22 protein-coding genes are annotated in these 18520 nt (G+C 55.6%); 9 read left to right on the plus strand and 13 right to left on the minus strand.

The annotated features are described in order from the left end of the window. Positions 1–34: 34 nt before the first annotated feature. Together Q0915_RS07090 and Q0915_RS07095 are read right to left on the minus strand one after the other, a co-directional pair. Complete coding sequence (locus Q0915_RS07090; RefSeq protein WP_299481284.1) at positions 35–1234, minus strand: FAD-dependent monooxygenase; 1200 nt, start codon at positions 1232–1234, stop codon at positions 35–37. A gap of 14 nt (positions 1235–1248) precedes the next feature. Then, positions 1249–1494 carry a zinc-finger domain-containing protein gene (locus tag Q0915_RS07095; RefSeq protein WP_299481287.1) on the minus strand — a complete coding sequence of 82 codons (246 nt, stop codon included), beginning with the start codon at positions 1492–1494 and terminating at the stop codon, positions 1249–1251. Between the two features lie 203 nt (positions 1495–1697). On the opposite strand from Q0915_RS07095, the gene Q0915_RS07100 reads away from it, so the two are divergent. Both Q0915_RS07100 and Q0915_RS07105 read left to right on the plus strand, forming a co-directional pair. Continuing rightward, positions 1698–2453: an alpha/beta hydrolase gene (locus Q0915_RS07100; RefSeq protein WP_299481290.1), complete on the plus strand. Its 756-nt coding sequence runs from the start codon at positions 1698–1700 to the stop codon at positions 2451–2453. Positions 2454–2508: 55 nt separating this feature from the next. Continuing rightward, on the plus strand, positions 2509–3393 hold the full coding sequence (locus Q0915_RS07105) for an alpha/beta hydrolase (RefSeq protein WP_299481293.1): 885 nt from the start codon (positions 2509–2511) through the stop codon (positions 3391–3393). Between the two features lie 100 nt (positions 3394–3493). Here Q0915_RS07105 and Q0915_RS07110 read toward each other — a convergent pair whose 3' ends face one another. Continuing rightward, complete coding sequence (locus Q0915_RS07110) at positions 3494–4306, minus strand: enoyl-CoA hydratase-related protein (protein ID WP_299481296.1); 813 nt, start codon at positions 4304–4306, stop codon at positions 3494–3496. A 165-nt stretch (positions 4307–4471) separates the two neighbouring features. Here Q0915_RS07110 and cysE point away from each other — a divergent pair, with 165 nt between their 5' ends. Together cysE and Q0915_RS07120 are read left to right on the plus strand one after the other, a co-directional pair. Then, positions 4472–5293: a serine O-acetyltransferase gene (gene cysE / locus Q0915_RS07115; protein ID WP_299481299.1), complete on the plus strand. Its 822-nt coding sequence runs from the start codon at positions 4472–4474 to the stop codon at positions 5291–5293. A gap of 117 nt (positions 5294–5410) precedes the next feature. Next, positions 5411–5626, plus strand: a complete 216-nt coding sequence (locus tag Q0915_RS07120) for a DUF3126 family protein (RefSeq protein WP_299481302.1) — start codon at positions 5411–5413, stop codon at positions 5624–5626. A gap of 66 nt (positions 5627–5692) precedes the next feature. Here Q0915_RS07120 and Q0915_RS07125 read toward each other — a convergent pair whose 3' ends face one another. After that, a complete protein-coding gene (locus Q0915_RS07125; RefSeq protein ID WP_299481305.1) occupies positions 5693–6406 on the minus strand; it encodes a hypothetical protein in 714 nt (237 codons plus the stop codon). Between the two features lie 212 nt (positions 6407–6618). Here Q0915_RS07125 and Q0915_RS07130 point away from each other — a divergent pair, with 212 nt between their 5' ends. Together Q0915_RS07130 and Q0915_RS07135 are read left to right on the plus strand one after the other, a co-directional pair. Then, complete coding sequence (locus tag Q0915_RS07130; RefSeq protein WP_299481308.1) at positions 6619–6945, plus strand: hypothetical protein; 327 nt, start codon at positions 6619–6621, stop codon at positions 6943–6945. Positions 6946–6951: 6 nt separating this feature from the next. Further along, positions 6952–7479, plus strand: a complete 528-nt coding sequence (locus Q0915_RS07135) for a gamma carbonic anhydrase family protein (RefSeq protein WP_299481311.1) — start codon at positions 6952–6954, stop codon at positions 7477–7479. A gap of 148 nt (positions 7480–7627) precedes the next feature. Here Q0915_RS07135 and Q0915_RS07140 read toward each other — a convergent pair whose 3' ends face one another. After that, positions 7628–8242, minus strand: a complete 615-nt coding sequence (locus Q0915_RS07140; RefSeq protein ID WP_299481314.1) for a transglutaminase-like cysteine peptidase — start codon at positions 8240–8242, stop codon at positions 7628–7630. 751 nt (positions 8243–8993) lie between these two features. Between Q0915_RS07140 and Q0915_RS07145 the strand changes: the two genes are divergently transcribed. After that, positions 8994–9650, plus strand: coding sequence for a transglycosylase domain-containing protein (locus Q0915_RS07145; protein WP_299481317.1), 657 nt, complete (start codon positions 8994–8996; stop codon positions 9648–9650). A gap of 296 nt (positions 9651–9946) precedes the next feature. Here Q0915_RS07145 and Q0915_RS07150 read toward each other — a convergent pair whose 3' ends face one another. The 3 genes from Q0915_RS07150 to Q0915_RS07160 all read right to left on the minus strand — a co-directional run bounded on the left by Q0915_RS07150 (position 9947) and on the right by Q0915_RS07160 (position 13208). Further along, entirely contained in the window at positions 9947–11008 is a 1062-nt protein-coding gene (locus Q0915_RS07150) for a hypothetical protein (protein ID WP_299481320.1), read from the minus strand. A gap of 585 nt (positions 11009–11593) precedes the next feature. Next, positions 11594–12223, minus strand: a complete 630-nt coding sequence (locus tag Q0915_RS07155) for a PilZ domain-containing protein (protein WP_299481323.1) — start codon at positions 12221–12223, stop codon at positions 11594–11596. A 352-nt stretch (positions 12224–12575) separates the two neighbouring features. Further along, a complete protein-coding gene (locus Q0915_RS07160) occupies positions 12576–13208 on the minus strand; it encodes a PAS domain-containing protein (RefSeq protein ID WP_299481326.1) in 633 nt (210 codons plus the stop codon). A gap of 552 nt (positions 13209–13760) precedes the next feature. Between Q0915_RS07160 and Q0915_RS07165 the strand changes: the two genes are divergently transcribed. Continuing rightward, complete coding sequence (locus Q0915_RS07165; protein WP_299481330.1) at positions 13761–14546, plus strand: rhomboid family intramembrane serine protease; 786 nt, start codon at positions 13761–13763, stop codon at positions 14544–14546. A gap of 113 nt (positions 14547–14659) precedes the next feature. After that, positions 14660–15091, plus strand: coding sequence for a CBS domain-containing protein (locus Q0915_RS07170; protein ID WP_299481333.1), 432 nt, complete (start codon positions 14660–14662; stop codon positions 15089–15091). A 148-nt stretch (positions 15092–15239) separates the two neighbouring features. On the opposite strand, the gene Q0915_RS07175 is transcribed toward Q0915_RS07170, so the two are convergent. From Q0915_RS07175 to napG, 5 genes are all read right to left on the minus strand, one after another. After that, positions 15240–15506 carry a hypothetical protein gene (locus Q0915_RS07175; protein ID WP_299481336.1) on the minus strand — a complete coding sequence of 89 codons (267 nt, stop codon included), beginning with the start codon at positions 15504–15506 and terminating at the stop codon, positions 15240–15242. A 67-nt stretch (positions 15507–15573) separates the two neighbouring features. Then, positions 15574–16281 carry a NapC/NirT family cytochrome c gene (locus Q0915_RS07180; RefSeq protein WP_299481339.1) on the minus strand — a complete coding sequence of 236 codons (708 nt, stop codon included), beginning with the start codon at positions 16279–16281 and terminating at the stop codon, positions 15574–15576. 31 nt (positions 16282–16312) lie between these two features. Then, positions 16313–16765, minus strand: a complete 453-nt coding sequence (locus Q0915_RS07185) for a nitrate reductase cytochrome c-type subunit (RefSeq protein ID WP_299481342.1) — start codon at positions 16763–16765, stop codon at positions 16313–16315. Positions 16766–16770: 5 nt separating this feature from the next. After that, positions 16771–17694, minus strand: a complete 924-nt coding sequence (gene napH / locus Q0915_RS07190; protein WP_299481345.1) for a quinol dehydrogenase ferredoxin subunit NapH — start codon at positions 17692–17694, stop codon at positions 16771–16773. After that, positions 17691–18503: a ferredoxin-type protein NapG gene (napG, locus tag Q0915_RS07195; protein ID WP_299481348.1), complete on the minus strand. Its 813-nt coding sequence runs from the start codon at positions 18501–18503 to the stop codon at positions 17691–17693. The genes napH and napG overlap by 4 nt, the downstream gene beginning before the upstream one ends. Positions 18504–18520: the final 17 nt, after the last annotated feature.

Raw genomic sequence — 18520 nt, forward strand, 5'->3', positions numbered from 1 at the left:
CTCAGCTTTGAACAAGGCTCAAGCGAAACAAGATCTATTGATCCGGCGTCCAGCCATAAATCCGGTCGAAACGCTCAGCCAGACGTTTCGGTTTCGTGAGGCGCAACACCGTATCGCGGGCAAACGCCATCGGTCCGGAGAAGTGGAACGTTTTGGCGTTGCCGTGGGAGATGCCCTGAATATGTGCTGCACGCGGCTTGCGGTCCCGCTCGAACGATCTGAGCGCAGAGGGGATATTCGCAACATCATGTGGCAGATGCCTGGCGAGAATCGCGGCATCTTCAATGGCCATTGCCGCTCCTTGCGCCATGAACGGCAACATGGCGTGTGCGGCGTCCCCCATCAGTGCAATATGACCATGTGTCCAAGGGCCCGATGCATCCACGCTGCACAATGCCCACTTCAGCCATTGGTCCGGGGTGTTGAGCAGGTTTCTTGTTTCCGCGGGCCAATCCTTGAATACACGCAGAACGGCGTCCTTGTCCGCTTCGGCAGACCAGGTTTCATCGCTCCAGTCTTCTTTGGCCAGCGCGACGACATTGAGTTTACGCCCTCCGCGGATCGGATAATGCACGAGATGCGAATCCCTGTGCAGCCACAGGCCTGTGTCCCGGGCGAATTTCGGGTCGACCTGCTCGATCGGAACCGTCGCCCGATAGGCGACCTGGCCGCTGAAACGGGCGTTCATATGCCCTGGAACATGCGCCCTGGTCTTGGACCAGACACCATCGGCACCAATCAGCGCCTTGCAGTTCAGATTGCGGGTCTCGCCATTCTCGCGGAAAATGCAAACCAGATGATCGTATGGCGACGCGGTGAGGTCCTTGACCTCGCTGGATAGCCGCAATGTGATCCCGGGCGTTTCTTTTGCCTTTTCGAGCAGAACCCGCTGCAGATCTGCCCGGTGGATCACCCAGAACGGGTTGCCATGGCGCTCGTGAATGAATTTTCCGAGCTCAACACGGGCGAGCTGACGTCCTGAATTCGCCGACCAGATCCGAAGCCCGTCAGGCGCATAGGCAAATGGTTCAAGGTCTTCAAGCAGGCCGAGTTCGGCAAGTACCGAACACGCGTTCGGAGAGAGCTGAAGGCCGGCTCCCACTTCGGATATTTCCGTGGCACGTTCCAGGAGCACAATTTCATGTCCCTGGCGGCGCAGAGCCAAGGCAGCCGTCAAGCCGCCTATGCCGCCACCTGCAATGACGATCGGGTGCGTGCCGTCTGTGTCGGTCATCGGCCGCTCTCTTTTCAGGCGGCCTCCGGCGTCCAATTGCAGTCGTTCGGGGACGATTCATCTGCGTTGAGCGTCGGATCAAATTTGTAGAGCGTGGAACAATACGGGCAGACGATTTCGCTTTCGGTGCCCATATCCAGGAAGATATGGGGATGATCAAACGGTGGTCTTGCGCCGATGCACATGAATTGGCGTGCTCCGATTGCAACTGAATCGTGTCCGCTGGTGTTCTGAAAGTGCGGGACAACCTGATCCGCCATTGCCACAAACCTCTTTGACTTGCGGGGATGCTCCCCGACACGGAATTTCGGTGACCATACCTATTCGAAATTGGAAAGGGTAGAGGCCTAACTGCCGCATTCCGACATTTGTGAAGCAGACCGGATTTCTTCTTTGCAAACAGAGAATATCCACTTACGATAAGGTCACATACGTTTTCCGTTTACGTAAAGGTCATCAATTAATGGCGCGTGTTGAGGTTGGGGGTGTCAAGATCGCATATCTTGACGAAGGTGAGGGGGATCCCATCCTGCTCATTCACGGATTTGCGTCCAACAAACAGGTAAACTGGCAGTATCCTGGGTGGGTCGACCTTCTGGTCAAGGACGGTCGCCGCGTGATTGCCATAGACAATCGCGGGCATGGGGAGAGTGAGAAACTCTACGACCCGGCGGACTACGGTGCCCCGCTGATGGCGGAAGACGCAAAAGGTGTCCTGGATCACCTGGAAATCGAGACAACCGATGTCATGGGCTATTCCATGGGCGCCCGGATTTCGGCTTTTTTGACGCTCAATCATCCAGACCGCGTTCGCAGGGCGATTTTCAGCGGATTGGGCTATGGAATGGTCGCCGGGGTCGGAGATCCTGAACCGATTGCATCTGCTCTTGAAACGGACCGGATCCAGGACATCAACGATCGCACCGGCCGGGCCTTTCGGGCATTTGCCGATCAAACCGGGTCCGACCGGCTGGCGCTTGCGGCCTGCATGCGTTCATCGCGGCAGAAAATTAGCGAAGAAGATGTTGCAAACATCGACAGGCCGGTTCTGGTCGCTGTCGGGACAAAAGACGAAATCGCCGGATCGCCGCACAAACTCGCAAATCTGATGCCGCATGCCGAAGTGCTGGAAATTCCCGGGCGCGATCATATGGTCGCGGTGGGTGACAAGGTACACAAGCAAGGTGTTCTTGCATTCCTGAATAACGTGGAAGCCTGACGGGTTACGTCGCGCGCGGAGGGCGGCAACTGCGACGGTTTTTCTTGGAGGATCTATGGGACCGAAACGCGTAGAGTTTCAGGGAGCGGAAAAAAACAGCCTGATTGCAGACCGTTACGGCGAAGGCAACCAGCCCGTGATTCTATTGCACGGCGGTGGGCAAACGCGCCACTCCTGGGATGCTGCGGCGGCGCGGATCGCGACGCTTGGCCATCCGGTGTATTCGCTGGATCAGCGCGGTCATGGGGAAAGTGACTGGGTTGCATCCGAAGAATATGGCTTTGTCGAATTCGCCAGGGATCTTGTCGCAGTTACCCGCCAGGTTTTCGCGATGCATCGGGCAAAACCCGTTGTTGTTGGCGCTTCACTCGGAGGGTTTGCCGGTATGCTTGCTGAAGGGCAGGAAAATCCCGGGGGTCTATCGGCGCTTGTCCTGGTTGACATCACGCCCCGCATCGACATGGGTGGGGTCAGCAAGATCATCGGGTTCATGGGGGACCGTGTCGAGGAAGGTTTTGCCGATGTCGCAGAAGCGGCCGATGCGATTGCCCGCTATCTGCCGGACCGTGCGAAACCGAAGGATCTGTCCGGGCTTTCCAAGAACCTGCGCCTTCATGAAGATGGCCGGTACCGCTGGCACTGGGATCCGGCGTTCCTGAAGTCGCGGCAACACCGCGACCCGGAACTGGCGGAGAAGATCCAGGCCAACATGGTGTCGGCGACTGGCAATCTGGACCTACCGGTTCTGCTTATCCGCGGGCGAAACTCTGAGCTTGTTTCCATGGAACATGTCCGGGAGTTTCTGGACCATGTTCCGCACGCAAAATTCACGGATATCCAGGATGCCGGGCACATGGTTGCCGGTGATAAGAACGACGTTTTCGCAGCTGCCGTCGAAGACTTTCTGATTGATCTCAAGGCAAGTTCGCGTGTGGCGTGATCTTTTATTTTTATCAGTAATTTATTGAAACTTTCTCATGTTTCAATTTAGTCCAATCACGCTCTGAGTGACCACTCGCCGTGCTTTCGAGGCCCGGCTGTCAGGAGCCTTTGAAATCTGGCTTTCGTTTTTCCAGAAAGGCGCGGCACCCTTCGCGGTAATCCGAGCTTTCGATACAGAGCTGTGCGACCAGCCGGTGCTGCTCGAGTTCGATATGACCTGATTGTTCGGAAATCTCGTCGATAGCGCGTTTTGCCGCTGCAATCGACAACGGCGCATTTGAACAAATGGTGGCGCAGAGCGTCTCGACGCGACCACTCAGGTCTTCAGGCTCGGTGATTTCGTCGACCAAGCACATGGTCAACGCTTCTTCGGAGGTAAAACGGTCTCCCGTATAAATGATCCGTTTTGCATTGGATGTGGAAACGGCACTGAGGAGATCGGTCAACGCATCGGGAGGGTAGGCCAAACCGAGTTTTGCAGCGGGTATGCCGAAAAAAGCGGATTTTGAAGCAATTCTAAGATCGCAGGACAGCGCAAGTCCGAGACCGCCTCCCAGGCAAGGCCCTTCAATTGCGGCGACGGTCGGAATGGGTAGTGACTTCAGCGCCTTGAAGGCGGCTACATTGATTTCGTCATAGTGCATCGCCGCCGAAGGCGTTGCGCGGGTCGCTTCAAATTCAGAGATATCCGCACCCGCGCAGAAGCATTTGTTGCCCGCGCCTTTCAAAACACAGACCCGGATGTCTCCGGCAGCCGCTATCTGGTCTGTAAGGTCAGGAATACGCGCCCAGGCTGCAAGTGACAGCGCGTTTCTGCGCTCTGGTGCGTTCAGAACGATTTCGGCGATCCGGCCGTTGATTTTTACGAAAGGATTTGTGCCATTTGCCTGACTTTGTTCACTTTCGGCCATTCTTTTTCTCTATTCCCTTCACCGAAGCCGACGATATCGGGAAACGGAACGTTTCGGGTTTCATAAAAAGGCTTCATATCTGATATCACCAAGTTTCATTTTGGAATATCAGTCGACAGTCCTATCTTAAGGGACCGTTGTGACGGCTTGAAAAGGAGACTGCCAATGTCGGCACCTAGACCTAAGTCCGACGTGAAGCGCGTTCCGACACATGATCCGGTCTGGCAGCAATTGCGCGAAGAAGCGCAGCAAATGGTTGCCTCTGAGCCCGCCCTTTCCTCATTCGTTTATGAGACCGTTCTGAATCATGACAGCCTGGAAGAGGCTGTGCTGCACAGGCTCGGAGATCGTCTCGGGCGGGATGTCGTATCGGCATCGCTTATTCGTCAGACCTATCTGGAGGCGCTGGCCGACGAACCTGAGCTAGCCAAGATCTTCCGTGTCGACATCGTTGCCGTATTCGACCGGGACCCCGCATGCTCCCGCTATCTGGAGCCGGTTCTCTATTTCAAGGGCTTTCACGGGCTTCAGACACACCGCCTGGCAAATTGGCTCTGGCGTAAGGGCCGCAAAGACTTCGCTCTCTATCTTCAGAGCCGGGCCTCTGAAGTGTTTCAGATCGATATCCATCCGGCGGTTCCTGTCGGGCGCGGTATCTTCATCGACCACGGAACGGGGATTGTCGTCGGCGGTACCGCTGCGATCGGTGACGACGTTTCAATTCTGCAGGGCGTGACGCTTGGCGGGACCGGCAAGGAAGGTGGCGATCGCCATCCGAAGATCCGTCACGGTGTTTTGATCGGTGCCGGGGCCAAGGTGTTGGGAAACCTCGAAATTGGCCATTGCTCCAGGATCGCGGCCGGATCGGTCGTTCTGGCCGATGTTCCCGAAAATACAACTGTCGCTGGAGTGCCAGCCAGGATTGTCGGCAAGGCGGGATGCTCTGAACCGGCGCGAAGCATGAACCAACTGCTCGGCGACAGCTAAGTTGCGGTTGCACAAAAAGGAAGCGGGGGAAAAATTGCGGAAAGGGTTTGGCATTTAGGGCTGGTCTTATAGGGTCCGCGCGACTAAATAGCAGACGGCATTGACAAGGAGAACGCCGTGAAACCCGATGAAATCCGCAAGATCGAAGCTTACCTGCGTATGAAGTTCGAGTTGTCGAGCATTCAGGTGCGGGCTCGTCCGCGCAAGGATGATTCTGCAGAAGTCTATATCGGTGAAGAGTTCATCGGCGTCATCTTCCGCGACGACGAAGACGAGGATCTGAGCTGGAACTTCCAGATGGCAATTCTGGAAATCGATCTGGACGAAGTCTGATTTTTCGAGCACCAATTCAAAACGGCGGCCTTTCTGCTGGAAAGCCGCCGTTTTTGTTTGTTCGGCTCAACCGGAACGGAATGTCATGATCTTCTCGATGATGGCGCTGTCGATCTGCCGCCAATCCTGCAAAAGGTCCTGATTGAAGCGGTATCTCAATTCCAGACCGGAAGACATGACGATCGCGCGATGGCAGATGGCGTCTCTGCCTGATCCGGCCCTGCGGCAGCGCGCGATAAATCCGCCTGGTTTTTCCGGATCATATGCAATGAGGTCTCTTCCAGCGGCGCCGCGTGCCGACAGCCGCAAAATCTTCAGGCCACCGGGCCCGCTCAACTCGCCCCCTCGCGCAAGTCTGCGATAGAACGGGTCCAAACGCGCCCGCATGCTTTCACGGCCAGGATTGAATTCAAGTTCAACGACCAGCACCTGATCATTCAAACCGTATCGCGCCAAAGTGCTTCCGGACTGTACCGGTTGAAGGTCCGGCCATGTCATCGAGAGTTTCAGGGCCTTCAGGTTGCCTTCGCCGGTTTGCGCCTCCATGCGCTGACTGCGCATTGCAATATACTCGGCTGGAAGGTTGAAACCCGCCTGACCGACCTTGATAGACACGGGACCGGTAACCGATGCGAAGGCTTCAAACGAATTCCAGTTCCGGGTCCAGTAAGCAGCCCGTTCAGCGATGTAGGCGGCACTCAGGAGGACAATGGCAAGCACCAGCGCTGTGAACCGGCGCGGCTTGACGCCACTGGCTACCGGGAGCGACATCGGGATCACGGGAGGATCCCCTGATGACCTGGTGCCCTTCGATGGCACACATTGTGCCGAAACGAAACACCTGTCCCGAATGAGGATGTCCCGGCAGTTGTCTTATGTAGTCCAAATTGCGGATTTTTGCCCATTTGCCCGTCCGGCACAGTCTTTGCTGTTGACCGTTTAGAGATTGTTAATCACTTTCCAAGTGCTGAGTTAATAAGAGGTTAACGGGCATGTTCTTCGATCTACTTCTCGTTGGATATATTGCGAGCGCGGGCTTCGTCGCGGCAGGGGTTCTCGGGAGTCTTTATCAGCTCGTGACCAAGCAACCTGCGAAGTTTTCTTTTTCCGGCGAGAACGTGTTCGCGTTTCTGGTTGAGGTGTTCCTGTGCGTGTTTGCAGGGCCCTTCATCATCATGCGCAACGCTATTCGTGGGCGGAGGCTCGAGAAGCGGCCGCTTGGCTGGCTGGTTGCGTCTTCCACGATCGCCGGCATGTGGAGCATGTGCTCCGGCATTATGGTCATGAACGTCGCTCTCATTGTGGCTGGATATACCTGAGGTCCCATGCCGATCTATGCACTGGGCGACCGCTCGCCTGCCTTTCCGACAAGTGATGCTTTCTGGGTCGCACCGACAGCGACGCTCATTGGCGATATTCGGTTGAATGAAGAGGCCAGCGTCTGGTTCGGCGCCGTGCTGCGGGGTGACAATGAACCGGTGACGATTGGCGAACGGTCAAATGTACAGGACGGCTGCGTGTTCCATACCGACATGGGGTTCCCGCTCACCATTGGCGCAGACTGTACCATTGGACACAAGGCGATCCTTCACGGCTGCACGATTGGCGACAACACGCTGATTGGAATGGGAGCGACAGTTCTCAATGGTGCCGTGATCGGCTCGAACTGCATCATCGGCGCGAACGCACTTGTCAGCGAAGGCAAGGTCATTCCGGACAATTCGCTTGTCGTCGGCGTTCCAGGCAAGGTGGTGAGAACTTTGCCTGAGGATGCCGCCGAGAACATTCGTTTGTCCGCTGCCGGATATGTTCAAAACTGGAAACGCTACAAGGCGGGATTGTCGGAGATATAGCTCGCGGCACCAATCCTCGCGACTGGAAAAGACGGGAACCGGCCTGCGGGGGCGGGCCGGTTCCCTGGATCCGGTCGTGGTAGGGATGGGGAGGGTGGGGACGCGACCGGATCGTCCTGACGGCCTTATGAGGGGCCGATCCCTATCCTTATTGGGATACGCTGCTGACCGTGGTCACGCGTGTATCGGATATGCCTGTCCACTTGACGGGCGAACTTGCTGACTGGCGCTTGATGTAGCGATATGGCGTCGAATACCACGGCAGAACGGCTTCGACCTGGTTGTCCAGGATCATGTCGCCGTGATCCGTCCGGACCGTCAGGACGGCGTGACCGGAATTGGACACATCCTTCGCAACAGTTATCAGAAGTGCGCTTTTCGGCCAGCCGGCCTCGATCAGCACACGTTGCTTTTCAAGGACGTATTCTTCGCAATCTCCATATCCGTTTACCGGATAGGACCAGTGCTCGACCGTGCCGAAGAGATCGTCGTCGGTCATTGGCCGGATGCGGCGATTGACCTCTGCGTTAATTGCGATCAGTTGGTTCCATCGTGCTTCGTCCAGTTTGACGACGACAGGCTGATACTGCTCTTGCGGGCAGGCCCACCGGTTGTCCCGGCAGAACTGTTTGTGACCGATTGGCGCTTTCACAGCGGCTTTCATGTCCATGAACCTTCCCGGGTCGGCTTGCGCCGCTGTTCCAGCGAACATCCCGGTGAAAGCTATTGTGAATGCGAACAGTGTGTTTCCAAGTAAATTCATCGTAACGCCCTCCCCAAGGCAGACGTACGATGACTTATTGCTTTTTATTTCGCGAAAAAAATCGAAGTAAAAGCTAATTTATACTTTAATCAACTTTGATTTTAATTTGAATAAAATGAAATATGCTTTTTAAGCGTGTTTGAATCGATATTTATTAAAATTGTACCGATCTTCTGGAAAGCGTTGAGATTGCAAGAGAAATAGCGTTTCCGATTGCCTGGGAGTTGTGCCCTCGGTGGAGCATCCGTAACGCCTGTTCTGATGAAATTGGGCATGCAGACGCCGACTTTGCGCCTAGAAAAATTTCGTCAATTTGTGAAACAAAATTCGTGTCGAGGGGTGTCCAAGGCAACCTGTACGTAAATCAACCGGTTTCAATCATCTTCTTCTCACGTTCGCTACCCGATTTGGGTGCGATCAGATTGACACTCAGTGTTGGACAAGCAGCTTCCGCTATCCTGTTGCCTCCCATCTACACGCTATAAGTGCCGCGGATTGAAGGTGAGGATCGGCTCAGTCAACCGGAATGATGCTTCAAAAGGCGCGGGTCCCAAGTTCGGGGCACTTTTTTGGAGTTTTTTCACGTCGACATACCGAAGCGCGGTCTCAGATTTGCGGTCAGGCAATCATGCCGGAGAATGCACCTGACCATCCGAGCCAATTCATTATGCACTTCATAAGTTGAACTTTTTGATGCCCCAATTCAGGAAGATACCTCTTGCTAGAGAGGTTGAGACTTGGATCCCGACAATTGAAGAAATTCCTGAAGATCGTCATCTCCGCGTTTGCGCTCCTGATAGTCGGACTGCTTGGCTTTGGAGCAAAAGGCTACTATGACGCGACTACCGACGCGGACGATTTGAGCGCGCGGGCAAATATTCTTCTTGCAAGTCAGCTCGGAGGGGCTTCTTTGGGACCTGAGCGCTTGCGACAGCTGCTGGCTGTACAGGACCCGCAATTCGAGCAACATGGCGGCGTGGATTTAACAACTCCAGGCGCAGGGCTAACAACCATCTCTCAATCACTGGCCAAGCGCGTTGGTTTTGAAAACTTTACGCCGGGTATCGGAAAAGTCAGGCAAACCGGTTACGCGCTAGGTTTGGAGAGAGAGCTGAGTAAAGATCAAATAATGGCGCTTTGGCTGGACACGTTAGAGATGGGGCGTGGACCAGGCGGTTGGGTAACGGGTTTTCATCGTATGAGTGAGGCTGTATTCGGCGCGCACCCGCATGAACTGGATGATCACGAATATCTGTCTCTTCTGGCGGTAATAATTGCACCAGGACGCTACCAAATCGGCTCTGATGACGATGCCTTGGTCGATCGGACGGTTAGAATTGGCCGGCTTGTGTCGGGAAAATGTGCACCGATCGACAATTCTGATGTTTGGTTGGAAGGATGCAGCTAGCTAAGTTGAGCCGCAAATCGACGGCAGGGATGTAAATTTGGTCCACGGCACCGTTCCGTTCGAAATCAGTCTCATGTTTTCCAGTTGCTGTGAGTACCCACACAAAAGGGTTTTCTCCAACAAAACCCGGGCTTGTTTTAAAAAAGGGGTTCAAGTTCAGTCTTTGCTGAGCAGGACGTGCGGGCAGCTCTTGGCCCGTTTTAGCAGTGAACCTTAGGAAAATGCTGCGTTCGAAACACGTTCGATGAACACCGAGCGGGCGTCTGGCGCCCGCTCAGTCGCTTTTCTCAGTGGCCTCAGAAACCGATCACTTCCTTTGCTTTTTCTTCAAGGTTGTCCATGATCGCGTCCTTAAGGTCATCTTTGAGCGGCGTGTCGTGGATATTGCGCTCCAGCAAACGGGACGAGGACAGCTCCCGCGAAAGATAATACGCAACCGCCTGTCCGCCGAATCCCTTCGAGAAATTGGCCTTCTGTTGATAGATCGGGTTTACGCCCTGGAGGCCATAGCGCCGTGCACGCTCCATCAGGCCCATCACGAACTGATATCGCTGCAGCCCGCTCATCTGGCGAGCGTGCACAACGCCTGCATCAAAAAACTCCTTTTCACCCGGCAGCTTGTCGTGAAGGGGGTAGTTGTGCCCGTTGAAGAGCTCCGTCGCCACGCCGTTCGCGAACGCTTCATAGTATTTCATGCGCAGTTGACGAACCCGATCGTTTTCCGGATGCAGCTCCTTGAGTGGCTTGAGCAAACCCTTTGCCAGAGCTTGGTGCGGCGATAGGAGATCTTTGCCGCCACTGAAGGCTTCGCCCACGAGAAAGTCGGTCAATTCCTTCTGGAAATTGAAGTCCTGTGAGTTCGGGACGTGATCCTGAACGCGGCGGTAAATGGACTCTCGTGTTTCCACGACGAGTTTCTCTCCTTCGGGAATGTCGATGTTGCGCTTGTCCCACCGCTTATCGAGGATCGTACGCCTACGACGGCGCTCCTCGTTCTTGTGGGCGCGTTCCACCACGTGATTGATCAAGGCGTCTCTAAACGGGGCCAGAATGAGCCCTGGCGTAGCGCCGTCAAACATGAAGTTGAAGCCGTGGGGACCAGGCTTGTGGCAGCCGACATATTCTTTCAGATACCAGTTTATTTCTGCAGGGTCGTATGTCTCGAAGTTGGCATAGGCCACTTCCTCCGCGGGGATACCGTCGCAGAGTTTGCCGATCGTCTCCCAGCTGTCACCCGTATCGACTTTGATGACGGTTCCGCACTTTACCCAGACACCGTTGCGCGTCTGATGCTCACGGTTTTGTGGAAAGAATTCTTTGGGGATGGGGTTCTCAGGCCTTTTGATTTGTACGCGCATCAGATGACTACCTCTTATCCGAGCCTTGTTTGTGTCTTGTTGGGAAGCAGAAAGTAGTCAAATTACCAGAACGCACCCGTGTCGCGTGTCACTCGCAATTCGTCGTTTGTGATCACATTCATTCGCGGCAGTGCATGGTTTCATAATGGCACGGTTTCCGCGACACAGAGGTAACCGAAAAGCCGCGCGGCAAAGCTTCAAGCTCATATTCGGATTTGAGCTTTTTTCGATTTCGATCAGGGCGACCGGCGCAGTAATCCAAATTCCGGGTTTCTTGACCGGCACTTCAGTAGCGGTGCGCTCACGCAAATCAGGAAACTCGGTTTTGTCAGACCGTTTGATTCCAGTGTCAAAGGGATAGCGCGGTACGCTCGACGGTGGCCGACTTCGGCTTAAGCAGTGGCACTGAGCTGTTGCTTACGATCGTCTCTGGACCAAAGACTTGGTCAGACGAACAGCGACCTGACGCCGATGTCTTAGGAAACGCCGCCCACATGTTTTGCCCGCAAGGATTTTTGATTCGAGCAGCCGAAAGCACACCCTGCAATCAGCGCGGTCGTGTGAAAATCTCTGTTTGAGAAAGGCTTAGTCAGGCGCTGAAATATGGTGTTCCAGCAGTTCGCGGTTCTGAACGGCCGCAAATTCCACCGCGATGCCGCCTTCGATGCGGCGAATGACCCGTGCCTGCATTTTTCCGAGTGTAATCGGATCACCCATTTCAGGCATGCTGTCGGTTGCAAGCGCCGCGCCGGAAAGTGACACGTCGATTATCCGGCAGACATGTTCAGAGCCGTCCGGCAGGATCATCTTGGTCATCGGATTTTTCGGAACAAACCGGTCATGACGCCTGTCTTCAGGCAGATTGAGCTCATCCCTGTTGGCAAGCCAGGTCAGGACGTTTGCAATCTTGTCGCGTTTGCGGGCCGTATTTCGAAGCTCAACCGCGAAGCCACCGTCGATGACACGCGAGATCCGGCCTTCAACACGGCTGAGATGATCCAGATAAGCAATGACACGTTCGCCGACACGTCCTTCCACAGGCGTAATCATCGCCATTCCGCCAGGTGACATGTCTATGATCTGGCAGGGGTATTCCCGTCGGTCTTCCAGCATGAAACGGCCAAGTATATCAACCTGAACACGCTGATGCCGCCTGCGGTCCGTAACTTGAAGCGTTTTGCTTCCTTCTGGTGCTGTTGCCAATCCGGCGTCCATGCCTGCTCTTCCAAACAGTGTGTCTCGCACCATTCTGGCCGAAACCGAATCCCCAAACGTCTCAAACACACTTTAGGCAGCTGGGGTTAACGATGTGTAAGAATATGAACAGAAGCAGTCGTTTCGAGCTTAAAAAGTTTATTTGGATACCGGCAACGCGAAGCAGCGGACATGGCGCGCTATAATTGTTCGTGTCTTCTCTGCTACTTAGGAGGGCTGGGCAGGAGGCGATTTCAAAGTGTCATCAGGACACTGTCGGGGAAAAATCTCGCCAAGCGCGAAAATCCGAAAAATTCCGGATTTTCATTGGTTTCGCAAGATCTCACGCAGTTTGGACAATCACGCAGCAGGATCAGGATTTGCCGCCGCTATAGACCGTCAGGTGGCCGACCTTGCGCTCCGCACCTTGGGGGAGCGGTGGCGCCGGCATGTTCATGCCCTCTGCTGTAAATCTCGGCAAAATAGGATTAACGGTGTTCCGCGTTTCGGTAAAGAAAGGGCGCTCATCCGGCCAGACGAGACGCAGACTGCTGATGGACTGATTCAGAATCGGATGCAGACCGATCCAGTACGGTTTTTCCATCGGTGTGCAGCTGCCGAGAATTCGAATACGTCCTTCGCCGGGCACATTCAGCGGAACAAGCAGCATTTCCATATGCAAAATCTGATCGCGCTCGGTGTGGCCACTCACGCCGATGACCGCTGCGGCCGCGTCTTCCGTGATGGCTGCGACAAGGCTCTCCAGCGCTTCCCGGTCCTTGGTGCTCCAACCGCGAAGAAAGTTCCTGCCCTTCAGTTCTCTGCAATGGGCTGAGCACAGACGCGTCCCGGCAAGCCGGTATCGAACGTCCTGGGGACCTTTCGTTTCCAATATGAATGTGTCCCCCAGCAATCCGCGGATCTCGCCGGGATCGACTTCGCTGCGGTTGGGGGCAGGGCGGGCGCCGCGCAGGTTGTCCCAATAAGAATACAAAGTTTGCGTCACGCCATGTTTCATCTTGCTTCGCCTCATCGCCAATATGCGCCCCTTGTTCCGTCTCAAGACAGGTGTTGTTTCAAAATGGGGCGTTCATCCGATTCCGTTTTTGTTTGAGGACTACTAAGCAGATGGCGTGCCAAGTGACTGAAGGTCCTGGAACAATGATTTGCCCGGGCGCGTTAGGGTTAATGGTGGCTGATGCTTGTCTGGTTGCGCAGGTGCTGGCAGATTAACGTTCTGTTCAGGCAAAGACGGCTGTCCCCGGAAACCGGGAATGATACGCCTCGGGCTGAAACGGGAAGGCACAGAAGCAACAATTCCTGAGCCTGCCTGAACGACAGGAAAAACATTCTGGGCGGACGTGTGGGGACGCGACCGGTAAGGGAAGAAAGGAGCGCTGGTGCTAAAGGTGTCAGCGCTCTTTTCGTAGGCAGGGACCGGCGATCCCCAATCCTCCTTTCATTCACTTAATTGACAGAAACGGCACTTTGCGTTCACGGCCGCTCTTGTTTTGTCGGTGATCTTGCTTAGAAGAAGGAAGAGAAAGGCCGAGATTCCATGAACGTTTATAAATTCGACGAAGAGCGAAGCCGGCGCGAGCAGGCCGAAAGGGAACAGCAGCCACGACGACCCAGCGGTCCGCCGGCACTGAACCTGCCTGACATCATCGTGTGGCTCGCCGGGATACTGATTGCGATCCATCTCGTGCGCATGTTCATTCTTCCCGTTGCATGGGACAATCTGGTCGTCGTGCTTTTTGCGTTCTGGCCGGTCAAGTATTCAGTTTTGGCCAACATGTCTGCGCTTGATCTGGCCTCGAGCCTTTGGGCGTTTGTCACTTATTCGCTGCTGCATGGCGGCGCGACGCATATCATTTTCAATCTTCTCTGGATGGCGATCTTCGGTAGTGCCGTTGCGCGCCGGTTCGGGGCTGGGCGTTTTCTGCTCTTTTCGGCACTGTGTTCGGTTGGCGGCGCGCTTGCGCATTTGGCGACGCACTGGGGCGAGACTGTTCCAATGGTGGGGGCATCGGCCGCGATTTCCGGGCAGATGGCCGCCGCGATCCGCTTTGTATTTGAACTGGGGGGCCCGCTTGGCGCGTTCCGCCGCACAGATCGTGCAGCGTATTTCGTGCCGGCGCAGCCGCTCGCCGACTGTTTCCGGAATCAGCAGGTGCTCGTTTTCGTTGCCGTCTGGTTCGGGCTCAATCTGTTTTTCGGCATCATGAGCGGTCCTGCGGCCGGACAGCCGGCAAGCGTTGCTTGGCAGGCGCATATTGGCGGTTTCGTTGCAGGATTGGCGCTGTTTCCGTTTCTCGACCCGGTTCCTCAACGCCGATTTTGAAAAAAGCGGTCGATCGGACGCATCCTTAGTGGTTTTCGGGACTGCATTTTTTTGCCATGATACCTAAGTCCAATACCTGCGGGTTTTTCTGGCGCTGAGGGAGGTACTAATAGATGACCGTTGCCGCAATCCTGAGTGGGAAGGGCCACGAAACCATTACTGCAAGCAGCGATACGCCGCTAAGCGATATTTGCGAAACCCTGGCAAAGAAAAAGATCGGTGCAGTGGTTGTATGCTCCAAGGACAAGGCCATAGAAGGCATTGTGTCGGAACGTGACATCGTTCGCGCTATCGGAACCCAGGGCACCTCGTCCCTGCAGTTGCCAGTCTCGAGTGTCATGACCAAAGAAGTCGTGACTTGCAGCGAAGCGAACAGTGTCAACGAGGTCATGGCGCGGATGACGCAAGGCCGGTTCCGTCACATGCCCGTTGTCAAGGACGGCAAGCTGACTGGAGTGATTTCGATCGGGGATGTTGTGAAACACAAGATCGCGCAGGTCGAACTCGAGGCGGAGCAGATGCGCAACTATATTTCAATGTCCTGAGTTATTTCCTTCGAATACACCAGGCCGGCCACTCGGTCGGCCATTTTTTAATAGTCAGTCGCAGCAACTGGCCCGCTGACGGATGACATTCAGGTCAAAAGACGGGCTTATTCATAAGAATACAGACGGCACATGTGATCGGCATGGCTTAGACCGTCGCACCCTTATGCCGGATGACACATCCGAGGCTTCCGGCGAGGATCCCGACCAACACGGCGATCGAAAGGTCGAACATGTGAACTTCCGCCATGTTGAAACCGGCGAATACGAAGGTTTCGGCGACGCCGACGATACCTCCCATGGCTGCGGCAAGTATCCAGTTCCGGGTCATCATACCAAGCGCCAGCCCCAGGATCCCCGGAAGGCTGAATATGTTGCCGCCAATAGTTCCAAGTAGGTCTAGGATACCGAGCATGTTTCAGCCTTTTCTATTGTGCGATGGCATGTGGGCGCCGGCGTCCTTATCCCCAGCGCCCGGTTGATCAGTTTCCGGAAAGGTCGGAGACGAAAGAGCGGATTGCGGCGACATCGTTTGGCGGATCGGCCGGTATCGAATTGCTTGCCTGTAGTTCTTCGATGACCTGTTGATAACGCTCCTGGTAACCTGGGGCCAGGTCATGAGCGATACCCTGATGGCAGTCGATACACGTCATGTTGTTGTCGATTGCGCGCTGATGTTCCGAAGCTGCGCGCGATTCCTGGATTGTGAAGTCCATATACTTGAAATTGTGGCAGTTGCGGCATTCACGGCTGTCGGACAGCTTCATCTTGCGCCAGACAACAGCCGCCATTTCAGACCGGTGAGCCTCATACTTTTCAGGTGTGCTGATGGTACCGGCGATCTCGTGGTAGACGTCCTTTACCGCCATGATCTTGGCTTTGAGTTTGTGTTGCCATTCGTGCGGTACATGGCAGTCGGAGCAGATTGCGCGCACGCCCGAGTGGTTGGAATAGTGAATGGTCGTGCGGTACTCCGCGAGGTTGGTTTCCATGGTGTGGCAGCTGGTGCAAAACTCTTCCGTGTTGGTGAGTTCCAATGTCCAGTGGAAACCACCCCAAAACAGAATGCCTCCAAGAAACCCGGCAAGCAGCACAAAGCCGGCGCTCAGTACGGCGGTTGGAGTCCAGAACCAGTTCCAGGCACGGCGAATCGGATTGCCCCGCTTCCCGTTTTCGGAGTTTTCAGACATGTTTGAAGGCTCCTTCTAGCGGTATTCAGCGTCAGCGGGAATTGATGGGGGAGGAGGGTTTGAACTGGTTGTCGACCAAAGCGGGGACATCAGCTTGCGGGACGTGGCACTGGGTACAGAAATATCGTGTTCCGGCAATTCGATCGAGTTCGTTTCCTTCGCGATCCAGGTAGTGGGTCATCGACAGCGTCGGTGCGCCGCGCTCGCCTGCCTTGGTCCAGTCATGGCAGGACAGGCACTGATTTGTGCGGATATCGATCTGGTACTGCGTGATTGAATGGGGGATGAGAGGCGGCTGCTGACGATAGTTCCGTTGTACCCGTCCCACTTTTTCTTCCCATTTGAAATCCGGGCCAAGCCTGTTCAGCTCATCGACCGGATCGGAGCGCATGGCGTTGACTTCCTGCTGCTGGGCTATGCCGAGCCCTCCGATGCCCATAATTATGGCGAGAGCGGCGATACCCGCGAGAACCGGCTTCTTCATCGAGGTCACTCCTTGTGCATCATATTTGCAGCGCTCTGTTCGGGCGCGGATTTCAGAGGCGGTTCAACGACGCTTTCGTCGAACCGGTGCGTGAAGGCGAAAACGTTCTGGGCGCAAACATCGATGCAGGCGCCGCAGTTGGTACAGTCGCCCGCAAGAATGATCGGTGAGCTGCCCGGTGCGCCTTTCAGCGCAAGCGAAATTACCTGCATTTCCGGGCAGACCGCATAACAGTCCATGCAATTGTCGCACGCCGAGCGCTTCGCCGCGCTCACCCGCAGGAGGGCGGTCTTCCCAATCAATCCATAGAATGCACCGACAGGACAGACGTGGCCGCACCATCCCCGCCGGGAAACGAAAAGGTCAAAGAGAAAGACCGCGGCCACGATGATCCATGCGGTTCCCAGCCCGAAAACAAGGGCGCGATGCACGATGGTTATGGGATTGACGGTTTCCCAGGCGATCGTCCCTGTGCCAAACGAGACCGCCAGAACGGTTGCGAGCACCCATAACCTTGCGGAACGTTTGGGTTGCCAGCCTTTGGGAAGGTCGAGGCGGCGATGAAGCCAGTGGGCAGCATCCGTAACCGGATTTATGGGGCAGACCCAAGAACAGTAGACCCGGCCACCGACAAACAGGTACGCGGCGAGCACGATCAGGGCTCCGATCAGCGCAACGGCGGACGGCCAATGACCTGCAAAAACGCTTTGAAGCGCCACGAAGGGATCGTTCAAGGGCAGAACATCGAGTGTCAGGGAACCGGCAAGCGTGCCCTTCGCGATCCACAAGCCAAACAGGGGGCCTGTCAGAAACAGCATCAGGAAGAACAGCTGGCTTGATCTTCTGAGCAACAGATAGCGTCTTGATCCGAGCCAACCCTTTGCTTCCAGGGCTTCAAATCCGACCGAGGCATGGGTGTTGGCACTCATTGCCCGCTCCCCGGTATTTTGAAGGACGGTTCGAAGCCGCCCGGCGCTGCAAGATTGTCTGTACCCGGGCCGGGCAGCCGATCGGGCAGGTCAATCAATCCATCAACAAGGGGCGCACCGTGCTTTTCCTTTTCTTCCCAGCCGCGGCGGTAATGATCGGCGGACGCTCCACGGGCAAGACGGACAGGCAATACCTTGATGGCGGATTCCGGCAGGACACAGCTCTTTTCGCACAGGCCGCACCCGGTGCAATGATCAGCATGGACCGTTGGTGCGAATATGGCGTGATGGCCGGACCTCTTGTCGTGCGAGGCCTCCAGCGTGATTGCTTTGTCGATCGACGGGCAGACGCGGTAGCAGACATCGCAGCGCAATCCATCGAAGTTCAAGCAGTTTTCCTGGTCCACCAGGACTGCGGTGCCCATACGGGCATCGTCAATGTCTTCCAATGAAGGATCGAGCGCCCCAGTCGGGCAAGCTGCAACACAGGGGATGTCATCGCACATTTCACACGGAACATCGCGTGCCGTGAAATAGGGTGTTCCGGTTGCCGGTCCGTCGGCTCCAAGATCAGCAAGCATCAGCGTGTCGAACGGGCAATCGCGGACGCACAATCCGCAGCGGATGCAGGCGCTCAGGAAATCGTCCTCTGCGAGGGCGCCGGGCGGGCGCAAAGCGTCCGCCGGCAGGGCCCGCGCATCGCGCGCCACATAAGCAAGCCCGAGCCCCGCGACCGCACACCCGCCCGCCATGCGGGCCGTGTCGGTCAGGAACCGGCGTCTTGATTGTGTGAGCTGTGGCATTGCCATGGCACGTTTCCCCTGGG

It is taken from the genome of uncultured Roseibium sp., assembly GCF_947494555.1.
In the GTDB taxonomy this organism is placed as follows: Bacteria; Pseudomonadota; Alphaproteobacteria; order Rhizobiales; family Stappiaceae; genus Roseibium.